The sequence below is a fragment of the Bacillus sp. FSL K6-1145 genome (assembly GCF_038003425.1).
Lineage (GTDB): Bacteria > Bacillota > Bacilli > Bacillales > Bacillaceae > Bacillus > Bacillus pumilus.
In genome coordinates this window covers 2204041-2221140 of record NZ_JBBOPC010000001.1, presented here as the reverse complement: position 1 = coordinate 2221140, position 17100 = coordinate 2204041, and the positions used below count along the sequence as shown (strand labels likewise).

Annotated in this window: 22 protein-coding genes; 19 read left to right on the top strand and 3 right to left on the bottom strand. The window is 43.0% G+C overall.

Annotated features, from left to right (window positions below):
- The first annotated feature begins 21 nt into the window (after positions 1-21).
- From gcvT to gcvPB, 3 genes are read left to right on the top strand one after another with little or no spacing between them, the layout of a single operon-like run.
- Entirely contained in the window at positions 22-1119 is a 1098-nt protein-coding gene (gene gcvT, locus MHH41_RS11145) for a glycine cleavage system aminomethyltransferase GcvT (protein ID WP_340866343.1), read from the top strand.
- A 16-nt stretch (positions 1120-1135) separates the two neighbouring features.
- Positions 1136-2482 (top strand): aminomethyl-transferring glycine dehydrogenase subunit GcvPA, encoded by a 1347-nt coding sequence (gene gcvPA / locus MHH41_RS11140; protein WP_113387137.1) that lies wholly within the window; start codon positions 1136-1138, stop codon positions 2480-2482.
- A complete protein-coding gene (gene gcvPB / locus MHH41_RS11135; protein WP_003216118.1) occupies positions 2475-3932 on the top strand; it encodes an aminomethyl-transferring glycine dehydrogenase subunit GcvPB in 1458 nt (485 codons plus the stop codon). Before gcvPA ends, gcvPB begins: the two co-directional genes overlap by 8 nt.
- Positions 3933-3975: 43 nt before the next feature.
- Here gcvPB and MHH41_RS11130 read toward each other — a convergent pair whose 3' ends face one another.
- Complete coding sequence (locus MHH41_RS11130) at positions 3976-4356, bottom strand: rhodanese-like domain-containing protein (RefSeq protein WP_034620482.1); 381 nt, start codon at positions 4354-4356, stop codon at positions 3976-3978.
- A gap of 220 nt (positions 4357-4576) precedes the next feature.
- On the opposite strand from MHH41_RS11130, the gene MHH41_RS11125 reads away from it, so the two are divergent.
- From MHH41_RS11125 to MHH41_RS11115, 3 genes are all read left to right on the top strand, one after another.
- A complete protein-coding gene (locus MHH41_RS11125) occupies positions 4577-5413 on the top strand; it encodes a lipoate--protein ligase family protein (protein WP_050943772.1) in 837 nt (278 codons plus the stop codon).
- 85 nt (positions 5414-5498) lie between these two features.
- Positions 5499-5933 carry a transcriptional regulator MntR gene (mntR, locus tag MHH41_RS11120; protein ID WP_003215946.1) on the top strand — a complete coding sequence of 145 codons (435 nt, stop codon included), beginning with the start codon at positions 5499-5501 and terminating at the stop codon, positions 5931-5933.
- 103 nt (positions 5934-6036) lie between these two features.
- The gene (locus MHH41_RS11115) at positions 6037-6912 is read left to right on the top strand and encodes a patatin-like phospholipase family protein (RefSeq protein WP_003215585.1); all 876 of its coding nucleotides are present in this window, start codon (positions 6037-6039) and stop codon (positions 6910-6912) included.
- Here MHH41_RS11115 and MHH41_RS11110 read toward each other — a convergent pair.
- On the bottom strand, positions 6909-7304 hold the full coding sequence (locus tag MHH41_RS11110) for an SA1362 family protein (protein WP_003215754.1): 396 nt from the start codon (positions 7302-7304) through the stop codon (positions 6909-6911). The genes MHH41_RS11115 and MHH41_RS11110 overlap by 4 nt on opposite strands.
- A 38-nt stretch (positions 7305-7342) precedes the next feature.
- Positions 7343-8299: a DUF1385 domain-containing protein gene (locus MHH41_RS11105; protein WP_012010545.1), complete on the bottom strand. Its 957-nt coding sequence runs from the start codon at positions 8297-8299 to the stop codon at positions 7343-7345.
- Between the two features lie 222 nt (positions 8300-8521).
- Here MHH41_RS11105 and MHH41_RS11100 point away from each other — a divergent pair, with 222 nt between their 5' ends.
- From MHH41_RS11100 to MHH41_RS11040, 13 genes are all read left to right on the top strand, one after another.
- Positions 8522-9049 carry a YqhR family membrane protein gene (locus MHH41_RS11100; protein ID WP_003215963.1) on the top strand — a complete coding sequence of 176 codons (528 nt, stop codon included), beginning with the start codon at positions 8522-8524 and terminating at the stop codon, positions 9047-9049.
- 108 nt (positions 9050-9157) lie between these two features.
- A complete protein-coding gene (aroQ, locus tag MHH41_RS11095; protein ID WP_003215787.1) occupies positions 9158-9601 on the top strand; it encodes a type II 3-dehydroquinate dehydratase in 444 nt (147 codons plus the stop codon).
- A complete protein-coding gene (locus tag MHH41_RS11090; protein WP_170966016.1) occupies positions 9595-10659 on the top strand; it encodes a M24 family metallopeptidase in 1065 nt (354 codons plus the stop codon). The genes aroQ and MHH41_RS11090 overlap by 7 nt, the downstream gene beginning before the upstream one ends.
- A gap of 25 nt (positions 10660-10684) precedes the next feature.
- Positions 10685-11242 (top strand): elongation factor P, encoded by a 558-nt coding sequence (gene efp, locus MHH41_RS11085; protein WP_003215497.1) that lies wholly within the window; start codon positions 10685-10687, stop codon positions 11240-11242.
- Between the two features lie 177 nt (positions 11243-11419).
- The gene (locus tag MHH41_RS11080; RefSeq protein WP_050943774.1) at positions 11420-11701 is read left to right on the top strand and encodes a YqhV family protein; all 282 of its coding nucleotides are present in this window, start codon (positions 11420-11422) and stop codon (positions 11699-11701) included.
- A 66-nt stretch (positions 11702-11767) separates the two neighbouring features.
- Complete coding sequence (spoIIIAA, locus tag MHH41_RS11075; RefSeq protein WP_340866336.1) at positions 11768-12691, top strand: stage III sporulation protein AA; 924 nt, start codon at positions 11768-11770, stop codon at positions 12689-12691.
- The gene (gene spoIIIAB, locus MHH41_RS11070) at positions 12685-13200 is read left to right on the top strand and encodes a stage III sporulation protein SpoIIIAB (protein ID WP_034661265.1); all 516 of its coding nucleotides are present in this window, start codon (positions 12685-12687) and stop codon (positions 13198-13200) included. The genes spoIIIAA and spoIIIAB overlap by 7 nt, the downstream gene beginning before the upstream one ends.
- A 19-nt stretch (positions 13201-13219) precedes the next feature.
- Positions 13220-13426 (top strand): stage III sporulation protein AC, encoded by a 207-nt coding sequence (spoIIIAC, locus tag MHH41_RS11065; RefSeq protein WP_003153142.1) that lies wholly within the window; start codon positions 13220-13222, stop codon positions 13424-13426.
- The gene (gene spoIIIAD / locus MHH41_RS11060; protein ID WP_095117840.1) at positions 13423-13836 is read left to right on the top strand and encodes a stage III sporulation protein AD; all 414 of its coding nucleotides are present in this window, start codon (positions 13423-13425) and stop codon (positions 13834-13836) included. The genes spoIIIAC and spoIIIAD overlap by 4 nt, the downstream gene beginning before the upstream one ends.
- Before the next feature lie 19 nt (positions 13837-13855).
- Positions 13856-15049 carry a stage III sporulation protein AE gene (spoIIIAE, locus tag MHH41_RS11055; RefSeq protein ID WP_003215689.1) on the top strand — a complete coding sequence of 398 codons (1194 nt, stop codon included), beginning with the start codon at positions 13856-13858 and terminating at the stop codon, positions 15047-15049.
- Between the two features lie 14 nt (positions 15050-15063).
- Positions 15064-15696: a stage III sporulation protein AF gene (gene spoIIIAF, locus MHH41_RS11050; RefSeq protein WP_003215732.1), complete on the top strand. Its 633-nt coding sequence runs from the start codon at positions 15064-15066 to the stop codon at positions 15694-15696.
- Positions 15689-16360, top strand: a complete 672-nt coding sequence (spoIIIAG, locus tag MHH41_RS11045) for a stage III sporulation protein AG (protein ID WP_003215656.1) — start codon at positions 15689-15691, stop codon at positions 16358-16360. Before spoIIIAF ends, spoIIIAG begins: the two co-directional genes overlap by 8 nt.
- Positions 16360-16992, top strand: a complete 633-nt coding sequence (locus MHH41_RS11040) for a SpoIIIAH-like family protein (RefSeq protein WP_003216063.1) — start codon at positions 16360-16362, stop codon at positions 16990-16992. Before spoIIIAG ends, MHH41_RS11040 begins: the two co-directional genes overlap by 1 nt.
- Positions 16993-17100 lie beyond the last annotated feature (108 nt).

The window sequence follows — 17100 nt, the reverse complement described above, 5'->3', positions numbered from 1 at the left end:
GAAAAAAGGGGGAAACGATTGATGTTGAAACGAACACCGCTTTTTCATGCGTATGAAACGTTTGGCGCAAAAACCATTGACTTCGGGGGCTGGGAATTACCTGTCCAATTTTCTTCCATTAAAGAAGAGCACGAAGCTGTTCGAACAAAGGCAGGGCTTTTTGATGTGTCTCACATGGGTGAGGTGGAAATCAAAGGTCAAGATGCCCTTTCTTTTTTACAAAGGTTATTAACCAATGATGTGTCTAAGCTGACAGACGGCAAGGCACTATATACAGCCATGTGCTATGAAGATGGCGGGACAGTGGATGATCTGCTCGTCTACCAAAAAGAAAAGAACGATTATTTGCTTGTCATTAATGCATCAAATATTGAAAAAGATGTGGAGTGGCTGCTTCAGCATCAAGGTGAGAACGACGTATTGATCCAAAATGTCTCTGATCAAATCGCCTTGCTAGCCCTTCAAGGACCTCTTGCCGCTGACATCATGAAAGATGTGGCGGATGAAGAAGCGACATCGCTCAAGCCATTTACATTTTTATCAAGAGCTGAGGTTGCTCAAAAAGAGGTGCTTGTTTCAAGAACTGGCTACACAGGAGAAGACGGCTTTGAAATCTATTGCCAGTCAGAAGATGCGGTCCACATTTGGTCGGCTTTATTAAAAGCAGGCGCACCAAAAGGATTAATACCGTGCGGGCTCGGTGCACGTGACACCTTGAGATTTGAAGCAAGACTTCCGCTTTATGGGCAAGAGCTATCAAAGGATATCTCTCCATTAGAAGGCGGGATTGGCTTTGCTGTCAAAACGGATAAAGAAGCCAATTTTATTGGCAAGGAAGCGCTCAAGAAGCAAAAAGAAGAAGGGCCGAAGCGAAAGCTTGTCGGCATTGAAATGATAGATAAAGGGATTCCGCGCACAGACTATCCGGTCTTTTCAGGAGAAAAGCAGATTGGGGTAGTCACAACGGGCACACAGTCCCCAACATTAAAGAAAAATGTCGGGCTTGCTTTAATTGAATCTTCTCAGGCGCAGCTTGGAACAGAGATAGAAGTACAAGTTCGCAAAAAACGTCTAAAAGCGAAAATCGTCGCAACACCATTTTATAAAAGAGCCAAATAACGAGGGGGAATAGAGGATGAAGCATAGGTATTTGCCGCAAACCGAGCAAGATCAAAAAGAAATGCTGGATGTCATCGGCGTTCAGTCGATTGATGAGCTTTTTTCAGATATCCCAGAAAAAGTGAGATTTAAAGGAGCATACAACATTAAAGCAGCCGCATCTGAAACAGAGCTTGTAAGGGAATTATCCCGATTAGCTGCAAAGAATAAAGATACGGTCTCCTATGCATCGTTTCTTGGTGCCGGTGTATATGATCATTACCAGCCTGTCATTGTGGATCATGTCATCTCACGTTCTGAATTTTATACAGCATACACACCTTATCAGCCGGAGATTTCGCAAGGTGAACTACAAGCCATTTTTGAATTTCAAACAATGATTGCTGAGCTGACGGGTATGGATCTTGCTAACTCCTCGATGTATGATGGCGGGACAGCATTAGCTGAAGCGGCAATGCTAGCTGCTGGGCATACAAAAAAGAAAAAAGTGGTTGTTTCTGAAACGGTTCACCCTGAAGCAAGAGCCGTGCTAAAAACATATGCCAAAGGACAGCACATCGAAGTTGTTGAAGTGCCTGCGAAAAAAGGGCAGACGGACCTAGCAGCATTAGAAAAGGCTGTCTGCGAAGATACAGCAGCAGTTCTTGTGCAATATCCAAACTTTTTTGGTGTCGTCGAACCGTTAAAAGACATTGAACCTATTGCCCATCAAGGGAAAAGTTTGTTCGTTGTCTCTAGTAATCCACTTGCACTCGGGTTACTGACGCCGCCAGGAAAACTTGGAGCAGACATTGTCGTTGGTGATGCGCAGCCGTTTGGTATTCCAGCAGCGTTTGGCGGGCCGCATTGCGGATATTTTGCTGTGACGAAAAAGTTGATGCGAAAAGTGCCAGGTCGTTTAGTTGGGCAGACAGAAGACGAAAATGGTGTTCGTGGGTTTGTACTAACCCTTCAAGCGCGTGAGCAGCATATTCGAAGAGATAAAGCGACGTCTAATATTTGTTCGAATCAGGCATTAAATGCATTAGCCGCTTCCGTTGCCATGACAGCACTCGGAAAAACAGGCATCAAAGACATTGCGTATCAAAACGTACAAAAAGCCCACTATGCGAAGACGCAGGCAAAAGCATATGGACTGCTTGCTGATGTAGAAGGGGCCCATTTCAATGAATTTGTAATCAAATTACAAGAACCTGTAAAAGAAGCCAATAAACGATTGCTTGAAAAAGGAATCATCGGCGGCTATGACTTAGGGAGAGACTTCCCAGAGCTTCAACATCACATGCTTGTCGCCGTGACAGAGCTAAGAACGAAAGAAGAAATTGATACGTTCATGAAGGAATTGGGGGATCGCCATGAATAAACAAGATCAGCCGCTTATTTTTGAATTATCCAAAGAGGGAAGAATTGGTTATAGCCTGCCTGATTTAGATGTACCTGAACAGGAGATCCCAGCTTTATTTGATGACACGTATATCCGTCATGATGATGCTGAGCTTCCTGAAGTATCTGAGCTTGATATTATGCGTCATTATACAGCATTATCAAGACGTAATCACGGGGTCGATTCCGGATTTTATCCTCTTGGCTCTTGTACAATGAAATATAATCCAAAGATTAATGAAAAGGTTGCACGCCTTGCAGGCTTCGCGCAAGTCCATCCACTACAAGAGGCAGACACTGTGCAGGGAGCATTAGAATTGCTGTATGATCTAGGTGATCATCTTGAAGAAATTACGGGGATGGACGCTGTGACATTACAGCCTGCGGCAGGAGCACACGGGGAATGGACAGGACTCATGATGATCCGTGCGTACCATGAAGCAAGAGGAGATCATAAACGAACAAAAGTCATTGTGCCGGATTCTGCTCATGGAACGAACCCAGCATCTGCGACAGTGGCTGGGTTTGAAACCATTACCGTCGCATCTGATGAGAATGGGCTTGTTGATTTAGAGGACCTGCGCCGTGTTGTCAATGAAGAAACTGCGGCTTTAATGCTGACGAATCCGAATACACTCGGCCTATTCGAAGAAAATATTTTAGAAATGGCTGAAGTCGTTCACGGAGCTGGTGGCAAGCTTTATTATGATGGAGCGAACTTGAATGCCGTTTTGAGCAGAGCAAGACCGGGGGATATGGGATTTGATGTCGTTCACTTAAATCTTCATAAAACCTTTACAGGTCCACATGGAGGCGGAGGCCCTGGTTCAGGTCCTGTAGGCGTAAAAAAGGATTTGATTCCGTACTTGCCAAAGCCGGTGCTTGTGAAGAAAGAAGGCCGCTTTTACTTCGATGATGATCGACCAGAATCAATTGGCCGCGTGAAGCCGTTCTATGGTAACTTCGGCATTAACGTCAGAGCATATGCGTATATTCGCTCTATGGGTCCAGACGGCTTAAAGGCTGTCACTGATAATGCCGTATTAAATGCGAACTATATGATGCGCCGCTTAAGTACTCATTTCGATTTGCCATTTGACCGTCACTGTAAGCATGAATTTGTCCTTTCAGGTAAACGTCAGAAAAAATTAGGTGTGCGCACACTGGATATTGCCAAGCGATTACTTGATTTTGGCTATCATCCGCCAACGATCTACTTCCCGCTCAATGTAGAGGAATGCATCATGATTGAACCAACTGAAACAGAATCAAAAGAAACACTTGATGCCTTTATCGAAGCGATGATTCAGATTGCAAAAGAAGCGGAAGAGAATCCAGAAGTCGTGCAGGAAGCGCCGCATACAACGGTCGTCAAACGAATGGACGAAACAAAGGCTGCCCGGAATCCAGTTCTCGTTTTTGAAAGATAAAGAAAAAAGACTCAGGGGGATCATGCTCCCAGAGTCTTTTTTGTTAGTTCTTCGTTTTAATGCGGCCGCCCCATTTTTTAAAGCCGCCTTTTAAATTATAAATCTCACGACAGCCGTTTTTACGTAACGTTTGCGCTGCTTTTCCGCTTCTCAAATTGTTTTGGCAATAAAGATAAACAGGCTTGTCAGGACGAATTTCATTTTTGCGCTGCTTTAGCTGGGAAAGGGGGATGTTTCTTGCCCCTAAAATATGTCCGCCATCAAACTCATTTGGCTCTCTCACATCAATGAGTTGAGCTTTGCGGTAACCTTTAATAAATTCTTCTTCCGTCAGCGTTTTCATAATACGCTGCTGATAAATGTAGCTGCCGACAGAATAAAGAACGAAAAGTCCACAAAGTGAGAGGACGATATAGTTGAACATTGACAATACAACTCGACTCCTTCTTGAGCATCAGCACAGTGGCCTGTCTGATGGTACGTTTTAGACAAATACTATTATAGTAAAGCAAAAGAAACTTGTCATCATAAATGGTAAGAATTATTTTCAATTCGTTCCCTATTTGATAGACTGATGGAGAGAGAATATCGGTGGTCATGACCATCATCTAACATTGACTACGTAAAAGAGAAGGGATTTTTATATGCAAAAAGAGAAATGGTGTTTCATTGATACAGGAAATCAAGACCCTGCCTTCAACATGGCAATGGATGAAGCCTTGCTTTATTGGCATAGTGAGAAGCTGATCCCGCCTGTCATCCGCTTTTATGGATGGAATCCTGCGACATTGTCTGTTGGGTATTTTCAGCATGTTGAAAAAGAAATTAACATGGAAGCAGTCGAGCGCTATGGCCTTGGGTTTGTCCGCAGACCAACTGGAGGGCGTGGGGTTCTTCATGATCAGGAGCTGACCTACAGCGTGATTGTGTCAGAGGAACATCCAGAAATGCCGGCGACGGTGACAGAGGCGTACCGCGTCATTTCAGAAGGCATTTTAGAGGGCTTTAAAGAACTGGGACTCGATGCGTATTTTGCCATTCCTCGAACAGATAAAGAAAAAGAAAGCTTAAAAAATCCAAGATCGTCTGTATGCTTTGATGCCCCTTCCTGGTACGAGCTTGTCGTAGAAGGCAGAAAGGTAGCAGGCAGTGCTCAAACGAGACAAAAAGGAGTGATCCTCCAGCACGGCTCCATCTTAATTGACCTTGATGAGGACAAACTGTTCGATTTATTTCTTTATCCTAACGACCGTGTGAGAGAGCGGATGCAGAGAAGCTTTAAAAACAAAGCGGTCGCCATCAATGAAATCTCAAACCGAACTTGTACAATAGACGATGCGCGTGTGGCGTTTAAACGAGGATTTGAAAAAGGATTAAATATTGAGCTTGTGCCTTATGAGCTGACAGATGAAGAGTTAGCATTTGTCCACCATCTTGCCAAAACGAAATATGCCTCAGACGAGTGGAATTACAAGCGTTAGGACAAAGGACACTCCTTGTTTTTTAAAGGGCGATGGTGTAGAATTGTTATGATTATTAAGTAAAGGTGCATTATGGAGGGGTTTTATGACTACACCTAGTATGGAAGATTACATTGAACAAATATATATGCTGATAGAAGAAAAAGGATATGCCAGAGTCTCTGATATTGCAGAAGCACTCGCTGTCCATCCCTCCTCTGTAACAAAAATGGTTCAGAAGCTAGATAAAGATGAATACCTCATTTATGAGAAGTATCGTGGTCTAATTTTAACCCCGAAAGGCAAAAAAATTGGAAAACGTCTCGTATACAGACATGAACTGCTAGAGCAATTTTTAAGAATCATTGGTGTAGACGAAGAGAAAATTTATGATGATGTAGAAGGCATTGAACATCATCTCAGCTGGAACAGCATTGACCGCATCGGCGATCTCGTTCAATTCTTTGAAGAAAACGACGAGCGATCTGTTCAGCTGAAAGCGATTCAAAAGAAAAACGAACAAACAAATCAAGAATCTTAAGAAAAAGGACACCCATGCAGAGGGTGTCCTTTTTGATTAAAGTTCTAATTGAAAGCATATGCTCTTACACTATTAATAGCGTGATATCAAAGGGGGCTCCTTGATGAAGATAGATGGTGTGTTCTCAGGTGGAGGCATTAAAGGGGCAGCACTTGCGGGTGCCTATGAAGCGCTTGAAGCAAGAGGATATCAATTTGTCCGCCTTGCTGGTACAAGTGCTGGAGCGATCATTGCTTCACTCATCGCAGCAGGCTTTACAAGTCAGGAGATTCGGGAGCTTTTAGATGAAATGGATGAACATCACTTGCTTGATAGGAGATGTCAATTCATTCCGTTTAAAATGCTTAGGTGGGTCTCCATTTACTGGCGTCTCGGTCTGTACAAAGGCGACCGGCTGGAAAAATGGCTGACAGATGTGTTGAAACGAAAGGGGGTCACCGTATTTGGGGATCTCAAAAAAGATTCGCTGAAAATTGTTGCCTCTGATTTAACAAATGGGAAAATCCTCGTTCTGCCAGACGACCTTCCTTCATACGGCTTAAATCCAGAGCGCTTTTCTGTTGCAAGGGCAATCCGGATGAGTTGCAGTCTGCCGTATTTTTTCGAGCCTGTCAAACTAAAGTCATCAAAAGGCATTTGTACCATTGTGGATGGAGGCGTGCTTAGCAATTTTCCAATTTGGTTGTTTGCCGAAGAGAAAAAAAGACCATTCGTCGGTGTCACATTAACCCCAAACGAAAAAGAACGCCCTCAACACTCCATCCGCAATGCGTTTGAACTGTTTGGCGCTCTTTTTGAAACGATGCGTGGTGCTCATGACGAAAGACACATTGCCACAAAACACGAACGTCATGTTATTTTTATTCCAGTAGAACACGTCATTGCCACTGATTTTCAGCTGATGACAGAAAAGAAAAAGGCGCTCGTCGATCTAGGCAGACAGAAGGCCGAGCAATTTTTAAAAAGCTGGACATTTTAAAACAAAGCGCGATTCTTCTTTTTGTTTTTCTTGCCTTCAATCACAGTTAACTGTGTTTGGCTTTTCTTTTTGAGAAGGACGGGCTTAGACTTGTGGTCAGTCGGCACGCTTCGCAAATGAGTGACCCGATTTTTCATCTGGCTTTTCGTTTTTGGTTTAGGCTGCTGGTAGCGACGTTTTGATTGTTTGACTGCTTTACGATAAAGATTGCCTTCTGTTCCAGTTCTTCGATTCATCAGCCATCTAAATAGGAAAAACATAACCGCTCCAATGATCACAACTGATAGCAGCATTGTAAAAAGTCTGCCTGGATTCGTTGTGAGTAAATACACAAATCCCAAAACACCTAAAGCGAAAATAATGGTAAAAGCAGGATGTACTCGGCGATTCATAACTGTCCACCTCCGAAGGAATTTACCGGATTTATAAGTTAGATCACTTGATGAGCAGAATCTGACGCTTGTTTCAGAGACGCTTCCTCTAAACGAAGAAGTTCATTAAAACTTGCAATGGCTACCTCGACTTGATCGTCAGAGGGTTCTTTTGTTGTGAGCAATTGCAGCCAAAGGCCAGGATAGCCAAGCACTTTCAGCACAGGCACTTCTCGGAGTTTGTTCGTAAGCTGAAGCACTTCAAATGAAATGCCGAGAACAACCGGAATGAGCGCCAAGCGATTCAGAACTCTCACCCATAAAGGATCTGTCGGTACGAGTAAATAGACGAACATTCCGACAATGACAGTGAATAAAATAAAGCTGCTACCGCATCGATAATGAAGCCGTGATTGTTTTTGGACATTTTCCACTGTGATGTCAAGATTCTGTTCATAGCAGTTTATGACTTTATGTTCTGCGCCATGATATTGAAATACCCTTTTAATTAAAGGGGTCATGGAAATAAAGTAAATATAGCCTAATAACAGGACCAGTTTAAAGAATGTTTCCACTGCGATTTGTGCGAAATTCCCTGAAAAGACGGGCCGCACAAGTTCAGCTAAAAAGACAGGTACTAGGGTAAAGACAAATTTACTAAAGAGAAGAGAGAGAACTCCGATCACAGCAATGCCGAAAATCATAGATAATTTCGAGCTTTTTTGTTCTTTTTCAAGAGTATGATCTTCTGAAGGATCTAAGTCATAGCGCTCGCTGGAGAAGTTCAAGTGCTTACTGCCATTTGCGCTTGCTTCAACAAGTGCAGCAACACCCCTGACAAAGGGGATTTTCTTGAGAAAGGCGGTTCGTTTATTGGAGGTCCGGGGAAGCTTTAAAAACTCAATGGACTGATCCTTACGCCGAATCGCTGTCACATAGTTCTTTTTACCTCCGAACATGACACCTTCGACAACTGCCTGCCCTCCATATGCTGGAGGTTTTGTTTGATTGGACATATTTCATCAACCTGCCTGTTTCCTGTAATTTACATGCATTTCCTTATACCTTTATTGTACAGGAAATGAGGGGAAATCACTAGCGCACAGGTCGATTATCTACTAGAATTCTATCTACCTCTTTTTAGCCAGTATACCCTGTTATAAAAATTTTACACTCACGGATGGAAATCCTTTTTTTTATGACATTTTGGACATACTACTTGCTGGAGGTGTTCACAAATGAAACGTGATGAAAAGAAAAACCAAGAAGAAAAAAATCAGGCTGTACAAACGTCATCGCTGTTGGCAAGAGCAGCTGCGACAGGCTTTGTTGGCGGTGTTTTTTGGGGCTTTATCGGGTTTCTGACCCATATGTTTCATTTCTCAGAGGTGAGTCCCAATATGCTCCTTCAGCCTTTTGTGCTCGGAGAGTGGAAAAAGGGCGGACTTGGTACTTTTATCAGTATTGTACTTTTAGGGGTTTTATCGATCGGAGCAGCCTTTATTTATTATGGGCTTTTGAAACGGATCAAAGGCTATTGGATGGGGCTGATATATGGCGCGCTTTTATGGCTGCTCGTTTTTTACGTATTTAATCCCATTTTCCCAGATGTAAAGCAAGTCCAGGATTTGCAGCAAAGCACCATCGTCACGACATTTTGCCTATATATTTTATACGGCATGTTTGTCGGATACAGTATTTCGTTTGAATATAATGAATTAACGAGTCAAAAGCTTGCGAGGGCACTCGGGAAAAAGACAGAATAAAGTGTAAATCACCTATTCATATGATAAAATATTTTTGGAAACGAAAGGTTTCTAAGGAAAAAGAAACAGATCTCGATATAGATTGAATTAGGGTGAAGGAGTGGTTGTATGCCTCATTTTCTTGTACTGAATGGGCCCAATTTAAATAGGCTTGGCAAAAGAGAGCCGGCTGTTTACGGAAGTAAGACGCTGACAGATTTAGAGACAGATTTGTTCCAGTTTGCAGAAAGAGCCAATATCCAGTTAACGTTCTTTCAATCAAATCACGAAGGAGATTTGATTGATGCGCTCCACGAAGCAGAAGACCAGTACGATGGAGTCGTGTTTAACCCGGGGGCTTTTACACACTACAGCTATGCCCTGAGAGATGCCATTGCAAGTATTTCTTTATCCGTCGTTGAAGTACATATCTCAAACGTTCATAAGAGAGAGGAATTCCGCCATCATTCTGTACTTGCTCCAGTATGCCAAGGGCAAATCGTTGGTCTTGGTTTAGAAGGGTATAAATTGGCGATTCGTTATTTAGTGAGTGAAGGGGGAGCAGTATCATGAAACTCGAAAAGTTAAGAACACTTTTATCTGAATTAGAGATCGATGGTCTAGTCATTACGAGCAGCTTTAATTTACAGTACATGACCAGCTTTACTGGCTCAGCCGGTCTCGCCGTTGTTTCAAAGGACCGGGCAGCTTTTATCACGGATTTCCGTTATACAGAGCAAGCGAAGGACCAAGTAAAAGGCTTCGACATTATTGAACATAAAGGAAACATCGTAGAAACCGCAGCTCAAACGGCAAAGGAATTTGGGATCAAACGCCTTGGGTTTGAACAAAACCATATGACATTTGCCACTTACCAGCAGTATGCAGGTAAAGCAGGTGATATTGAGCTTGTTCCGGTCTCAGAATCAGTTGAAAAGTTGCGCTTGATTAAGTCTAGTGAAGAGATTAAGATATTAGAGGAAGCTGCGAAGATTGCAGATCACGCCTTTGATCATATTCTCACTTACATCAAGCCGGGCTTGACGGAAATTGCTGTCATGAACGAGCTTGAATTTTTCATGAGAAAAGAAGGCGCTGAAGGATCTTCATTCGATATGATTGTCGCCTCAGGTGTTCGTTCAAGCCTGCCGCACGGAAGAGCGAGTGAAAAGGTGATTGAATCTGGTGATTTAGTCACACTCGATTTCGGTGCTTACTATAAAGGATATTGCTCTGATATGACAAGAACGATCGCTGTTGGCACACCGAGCGATAAGCTAAAGGAAATTTATCATATCGTATTAGAAGCAGAAAACGCTGGTGTGGATAGAATCAAGCCTGGCTTAACAGGAAAAGAAGCTGATCGCATCACACGTGACATCATTGAAAAGTATGGCTATGGTCAATACTTCGGGCATTCAACTGGCCACGGGCTAGGGATGGAAGTGCATGAAGCGCCAGGCCTTTCCTCACGATCAGAGGTCGTCTTAGAAAAAGGAATGGTCGTGACAGTTGAGCCGGGAATTTACTTACCGGATGTCGGCGGCGTGAGAATTGAGGATGATATTGTCCTGACAGCTGACGGCAATAAACGATTGACCCACTCACCGAAAGAACTTATCATATTATGATGGTGAAATGTAGGAGGATGACAAAATGATTTCAGTAAACGATTTTCGTACAGGCCTGACAATTGAAGTGGACGGCGGTATTTGGCGTGTAGTGGATTTCCAACACGTAAAGCCAGGGAAAGGCGCAGCGTTTGTTCGTTCGAAACTGCGTAACCTGCGTACTGGTGCTATTCAAGAAAAAACATTCCGTGCAGGCGAAAAAGTAGCGAAAGCTCAAATCGAAACAAAAACAATGCAATACTTGTATGCAAATGGCGACCAGCATGTCTTCATGGATACAAGTTCTTATGAGCAGCTTGAACTAAGTGAAACACAAATTAAAGATGAGCTGAAATATTTGCTAGAAAATATGTCGGTTCATATTGTGATGTACGGTGCTGAAACACTTGGAGTAGAACTTCCAAACACGGTAGAACTAGAAGTAGTAGAAACAGAGCCTGGTATTAAAGGCGACACAACATCAGGCGGATCAAAACCTGCAAAAACAGAAACTGGTTTAATCGTCAACGTTCCTTTCTTTGTGAACCAAGGAGATAAACTAGTCATTAATACATCAGACGGTTCATACGTGTCAAGAGCGTAATAAATGAAGAAAGACTGTAAACCTCGTGTTTACAGTCTTTTTTTATTGTAAAACATGTAAGACTCCCCAAAAGGCAGGCCTTCTCTCAATTCTCTCATTCATCTCTTTTCCTTCCTGAAAAACAAGACTACTTCCAGCTAGACAAGCATATAGTGTAAAAAAAGCTGGAGGTTCTATATGAAACAATTTCTCCCAGGTCTACATCCATCAGTCGCTGCGATGGCAGGCATGAGGTTTTTATCGGCAGCGATTGAACTGACGGCCGCCATCCTCATTTTAGTCACAAATGACGTTCGAAAAGCGGTTGTCATCAATAGTATATTGGCGATCATTGGGCCGCTCATTTTTATTATCACAATGACGATTGGAATCTATCAAATCGCAGGGCAGTTATCCTATGCCAAGCTCGTCTTTATTTTCATTGGTGTCGTATTTATTCTTGTTGGGATCTATAAGTAAAACGGCTTGGCATAATTAACGTCTCCCATCATACATTTTAGAGAAGAAAAAAAGGAGGGGAATTCGTTGCGGAGTTTGTTGGATATTCTCCCGCACTCGATTGGACAAGAACTTAGACTGCTAAAAGAAGCAGAATGGGATCAAATAGAAGAAATCCGCATTCGCACGGATCGTCCTATTGAATTAATGCAAAGAGGAAAACCGCGCTTTCTTTCTTATCACACAACAGGAGAAGATGCGTCTCAGCTATTAGGCAGGCTGAGCAATTATAGTATGTACACACTTGAAGAAGAGCTAAAGCAAGGCTACATCACCATTTCAGGTGGACACCGGGTGGGACTTGCAGGAAAGGTGATCGTTGAAAACGGCATTGTCAAAGGATTAAGAGATATCTCTTCTTTTAATATCCGCATCGCAAAAGAAAAAGTCGGGATTGCGCTTCCCTTTCTTCCCTATTTATATGACGAGCACTGGTGCAATACACTGATCATCGGTCCACCGCAAACAGGGAAAACGACATTGTTGCGGGATATAGCAAGACTGGCTAGTACAGGCACAAAAGCAATTCCTCCTAAAAAAACAGGCATTATAGATGAGCGTTCAGAAATCGCTGGGTGTATAAGAGGGGTGCCGCAGCACCAGTTTGGACACCGGGTTGACGTGCTCGATGCATGTCCAAAGGCTGAGGGCTTGATGATGATGATTCGGTCTATGAGTCCAGAGGTCATGATCGTCGATGAAATCGGAAAAAGCGAGGATGTGCAGGCACTTTTAGAAGCGATTCATGCCGGAGTCACCATTATCGTTTCCGTTCATGGCTATTCACTTGAAAATGTGTATAAACGTCCATCATTGAAGCCGTTATGGGAGCTTCGAGTGTTTGAACGTTATGTTGAATTAAATCGCAAGGACGGTCCCGGCACGATCGGGCGGATATATGACCAAGGCGGAAAAGAGATGAAATGGAGGCGGGGAGTGGACGTATGTTAAAGCTCATTGGCGCTATCTTGATTGTCGCGGCTACGACTTGGGGAGGGTTCGAGTTTGCCAAACGATATAGCGACCGGCCGAAACAAATTCGGCAGCTCCGGTTTGCGCTCCAGTCTCTTGAAGCTGAAATTATGTATGGTCAAACACCGCTAGCGCGTGCAGCAGAGCAAATTGCGTCGCAAGTAGGTCCTCCTGTGAATCGGTTATTTGAACAATTTGCAGAAAAGCTGAAAGTCGGAACCTTTTCCGCACGGCATGCATGGAATGAGAGTCTTGAGGATGTTTGGAAAAAAACCGTCTTAAAAAAAGGCGAATATGAGGCACTGAAGCACTTTGGAGAAACACTTGGCCAGCATGATGTCACGTCTCAGCAAAAATATATCAAGCTTGCTTTAGGTCATTTGGAATCGGAGGAGAAGGAAGCTGAAATCGCCCAAGCCAAAAATGAAAAAATGGTCAGAAGCCTCGGATTTTTAAGCGGATTACTACTGATTCTTTTATTGATGTGAGAGGAAGGGAGTCGAGAGCATGGGCGTTGATGTAAATGTCATTTTTCAAATTGCGGGAGTAGGCATCGTTGTGGCATTCCTCCATACGATTTTAGATCAAATGGGGAAAAAGGAGTACGCTCAGTGGGTCACGCTGCTTGGGTTTATCTACATTTTGTTTATGGTGGCAACCATTGTAGATGATTTGTTTAAAAAGATTAAAGCCGTATTTCTATTTCAAGGATAGGGGAGGGCTTACAAATCGACATTATACAAATTGTTGGACTTGGTTTAATCGCTACTTTTTTAGCCTTAATCGTCAAAGAACAAAAGCCAACCTTCGCCTTTATGCTTGTTGTATTTACAGGGTGTGTGATCTTTCTTTATTTAATAGATCAAATCTATGCCATTATCTCGATGATAGAAAAAATTGCGGCAAGTGCCGGCGTCAATATGAAGTATGTTGAAACCATTTTAAAAATTATCGGCATTGCCTATATTGCGGAATTCGGCGCCCAGCTGACAAAAGATGCTGGACAAGGCGCCATTGCATCAAAAATAGAGCTTGGCGGCAAAATTCTCATCTTGGTCATGGCAGTCCCCATTTTAACAGTCATCATTGAGACCATCTTAGGTATGATCCCGTCCATGACTTAATTGAAAAGAGGTGATGACAATGAAACGGGTGACAGCTGTTATGGGACTGATGCTTTTCTTCTGGCTGTTCGCTCCGCACGCAGGTGCAGAAGAAAAAGAGCCGTTATCAAATGAAGCACCAGCAGCAGAAGAAGTGGCAACTGGACAGGCTGATGCACTTGAGCTTCATTCCATTAGTGACTTTTGGGAAACCATATTGGACGAGTATGGCGGCTTTCTGCCAGAAAGCCAAAAAGGAACAGTGAAGGAAATGATTGATGGCGATAAAGAGCTGTCTCCCCAGACATGGCTGAAAGCCTTTGTTCATTATCTTTTTCACGAGGTCATCGCAAACGGAAAGCTCCTTGGTACACTGATTTTACTCACCATCTTTTGTTCGCTTTTACAGCTTTTGCAGAATGCATTTGAACAAAGCACTGTCAGTAAAGTCGCATACGCACTAGTTTATATGGTGCTGATCATTATTGCACTCAACAGCTTTCATGTGGCGATTTCTTATGCAACAGAAGCGATTCAAACGATGACCAGTTTTATTCTTGCTCTTATTCCTCTGTTATTAGCACTGATTGCTTCATCAGGCGGGCTTGTCTCAGCCGGATTCTTTCATCCTGTTATTTTATTTTTAATGAATACGAGCGGCGTTTTTATTCAATATGTCGTTCTTCCGCTTATTTTTTTATCAGCGATATTGAGCATTGTCAGTACGCTGACTGAACAATACAAGGTTACCCAGCTTGCCCAGCTGTTAAGAAATGTGGCGATAGGCGGGTTAGCCGTTTTTTTAACTGTCTTTCTTGGCGTCATTTCTGTGCAAGGTGCATCTGCTGCGGTTACGGATGGTATCGCACTTCGTACAGCCAAATTTATTACCGGAAATTTCATCCCCGTCCTTGGCAGAATGTTTACAGATGCGACGGATACCGTCATCAGTGCCTCTGTATTACTTAAAAATACGGTCGGACTTGTTGGCGTTGCTATTCTCATTTCAATTGCCGCTTTCCCTGCGATCAAAGTGCTCTCGCTAGCCCTTATATATAAGCTTGCCGCAGCCATTCTTCAGCCATTAGGAGGCGGACCGATTATCAGCTGCCTTGATGTCATTTCAAAAAGTGTGCTTTATATCTTTGCTGCACTTGCTGTCGTGTCGCTCATGTTCTTTTTAAGCATTACCGTCATTATCACTGCTGGCAACCTGACCATGATGATGAAGTAAGGAGGGGACACCTTTTGAGTTTTCTCACGGAATGGATCACAAGTATTATTCTCTTTATCTTATTTGCGATTGTCATTGATCTTCTGCTTCCCAATTCAAGCATGCAAAGATATGCCAAAATGGTCGTCAGCCTCCTGTTGATTGTGGTGATGCTCAATCCGATTTTTGCTTTATTTCGGGCAGACCCTGACCAAATTTTCTCAGAATTGATGAAGGGAAAGGAAGAAGCACAGTCAGAAGAAATAAAAAATCAGATGAATTTAGAAAAAAAAGAAATACAAGCCTCTCAGCGTGCATATATTTTAAAGCAAATGGCTGTCCAACTAGAAAAAAGCGCAAAGGAGCCACTGGAGAAGGAGAGCTACGAAATGAAACACGTAGAAGTGTTGGCAGATGAAGAGCACCTGGATCAGAATATGGAGGCGGATCAATTTCGCATCAAAGCAGTTCTTTCCCCGCTCACAGGTGATGCTGTAGAAACGGTGGCAAAGGTGGACATTGATCTCTCCAGGCAAAAGGAGGAAAGCGCTGGATCTTCTAGCAAAGAGATCAAGAGGGTGAAAGAGACGCTTGCTGATGTTTGGAATACGAGTCCTGAGCACATTGCGCTGAACATTGAGGGAGGTGACGCAGCAGATCATGAATAACAAGGACTGGAAACAAAAGCTGAAATCATTCTTGCAGCCGCCTGAAAAAGGTGAAGGGAAACCAAAATTAACGAAGCACCATTACTTGCTGCTTGTATTCATCATCGGCGTATCTTTCATGTTAGTCAGTCAGATCTTGTCACCGCCATCAAGCAAAGAACAAGCTGCTGTTCCTACTTCTAAAAAAACAACCTCACAAGAGCAGGAGGTATTCAAGCCGGCATCGTCAAGTAAATCAAAAAATTCGATTGAAGATGTGGAGCAAGAATACGAAAATCAGCTGAAAGAAATTTTAGAGACCATTATTGGCGTTGAGGATGTATCGATTGTGGTCAATGTAGACGCCACTTCTTTAAAAGTGTTTGAAAAAAACAAATCCAATAAAAGCACAACGACCGAAGAAACAGATAAAGAAGGCGGCGTGCGAAGTGTCACCGATCAAACAAAAGAAGAAGAAATCGTCATCATCAAAAATGGCAATGAAGAAACGCCAGTCGTGGTGCAAACGAAAAAACCAGATATTCGAGGTGTTCTCGTTGTTGCTCAAGGAGTAGACAACGTTCAAATAAAGAAAACCATCATTGAAGCGGTTACACGAGTGCTTGACGTACCGAGCCATAGAGTGGCTGTTGCCCCTAAAAAAATCAAGGAGGATTCGGAATGATGTTAAAAAAACAAACGGTTTGGCTATTAACGATGCTAAGTTTAGTTGTCGTCTTAAGTGTGTACTATATCATGTCTCCACAAGGTGAAAATGCAGTGACAGTAGAAGAGATGAAATCAAAAGGAACGGAAGAGAAAAAGACTGAACCAGAAAAAGGAATGGACAAAGGAACGGAAAAAGGCGCTGATGAGAAGTCCACTGACAAAGAAACAAATGGTAAACAAGAGGATATCGAAACAAGCGGTGAAGAAGGAAAGGCTGTGTCAGAGCAAACAGACGATGAGCTTTTTACAACATACAGATTAGAGCTTGAAGATAAACGAAGCAAACAGCGTGAAGAGTTCAACGAAATCGTATCCAGTGATGATGCAACAGCACAAGAAAAAAGCGAAGCGTATGACCAAATGACAGCGCTTAGTGAGGCAGAAGGAACGGAGCGTCAGCTCGAAACCTTAATTAAAACAAAAGGTTATAAAGATGCGCTAGTGAGTGCAGAGGGAGATAAAGTGAGCATCACAGTTCGTTCTGACAAAAAATCAAAGTCCCAAGCGGCCGATATTATTGATATGGTCACAAAAGAAATGAGAGGTCTTGATAACGTAGCGGTCACTTTTGAGCCCTCCAATGAATAAAAAATGAACAGGCGCCCTTTGCCGTAAAGGGCGTTTTTTGATGCGGTTTGGCGCCCTCTCCAAGGTGCTCTCGCAAAGCGCTTCGCCACAATAGTAGTTGAATTCAAT

Bases quoted from the DNA above. Each gene is read 5' to 3' on its own strand.
- gcvT (WP_340866343.1), top strand. From the start codon at position 22: ATGTTGAAACGAACACCGCTTTTTCATGCGTATGAAACGTTTGGCGCA.
- gcvPA (WP_113387137.1), top strand. From the start codon at position 1,136: ATGAAGCATAGGTATTTGCCGCAAACCGAGCAAGATCAAAAAGAAATG.
- gcvPB (WP_003216118.1), top strand. From the start codon at position 2,475: ATGAATAAACAAGATCAGCCGCTTATTTTTGAATTATCCAAAGAGGGA.
- MHH41_RS11130 (WP_034620482.1), bottom strand. From the start codon at position 4,356: ATGTTCAACTATATCGTCCTCTCACTTTGTGGACTTTTCGTTCTTTAT.
- MHH41_RS11125 (WP_050943772.1), top strand. From the start codon at position 4,577: ATGCAAAAAGAGAAATGGTGTTTCATTGATACAGGAAATCAAGACCCT.
- mntR (WP_003215946.1), top strand. From the start codon at position 5,499: ATGACTACACCTAGTATGGAAGATTACATTGAACAAATATATATGCTG.
- MHH41_RS11115 (WP_003215585.1), top strand. From the start codon at position 6,037: ATGAAGATAGATGGTGTGTTCTCAGGTGGAGGCATTAAAGGGGCAGCA.
- MHH41_RS11110 (WP_003215754.1), bottom strand. From the start codon at position 7,304: ATGAATCGCCGAGTACATCCTGCTTTTACCATTATTTTCGCTTTAGGT.
- MHH41_RS11105 (WP_012010545.1), bottom strand. From the start codon at position 8,299: ATGTCCAATCAAACAAAACCTCCAGCATATGGAGGGCAGGCAGTTGTC.
- MHH41_RS11100 (WP_003215963.1), top strand. From the start codon at position 8,522: ATGAAACGTGATGAAAAGAAAAACCAAGAAGAAAAAAATCAGGCTGTA.
- aroQ (WP_003215787.1), top strand. From the start codon at position 9,158: ATGCCTCATTTTCTTGTACTGAATGGGCCCAATTTAAATAGGCTTGGC.
- efp (WP_003215497.1), top strand. From the start codon at position 10,685: ATGATTTCAGTAAACGATTTTCGTACAGGCCTGACAATTGAAGTGGAC.
- MHH41_RS11080 (WP_050943774.1), top strand. From the start codon at position 11,420: ATGAAACAATTTCTCCCAGGTCTACATCCATCAGTCGCTGCGATGGCA.
- spoIIIAB (WP_034661265.1), top strand. From the start codon at position 12,685: ATGTTAAAGCTCATTGGCGCTATCTTGATTGTCGCGGCTACGACTTGG.
- spoIIIAC (WP_003153142.1), top strand. From the start codon at position 13,220: ATGGGCGTTGATGTAAATGTCATTTTTCAAATTGCGGGAGTAGGCATC.
- spoIIIAE (WP_003215689.1), top strand. From the start codon at position 13,856: ATGAAACGGGTGACAGCTGTTATGGGACTGATGCTTTTCTTCTGGCTG.
- spoIIIAG (WP_003215656.1), top strand. From the start codon at position 15,689: ATGAATAACAAGGACTGGAAACAAAAGCTGAAATCATTCTTGCAGCCG.
- MHH41_RS11040 (WP_003216063.1), top strand. From the start codon at position 16,360: ATGTTAAAAAAACAAACGGTTTGGCTATTAACGATGCTAAGTTTAGTT.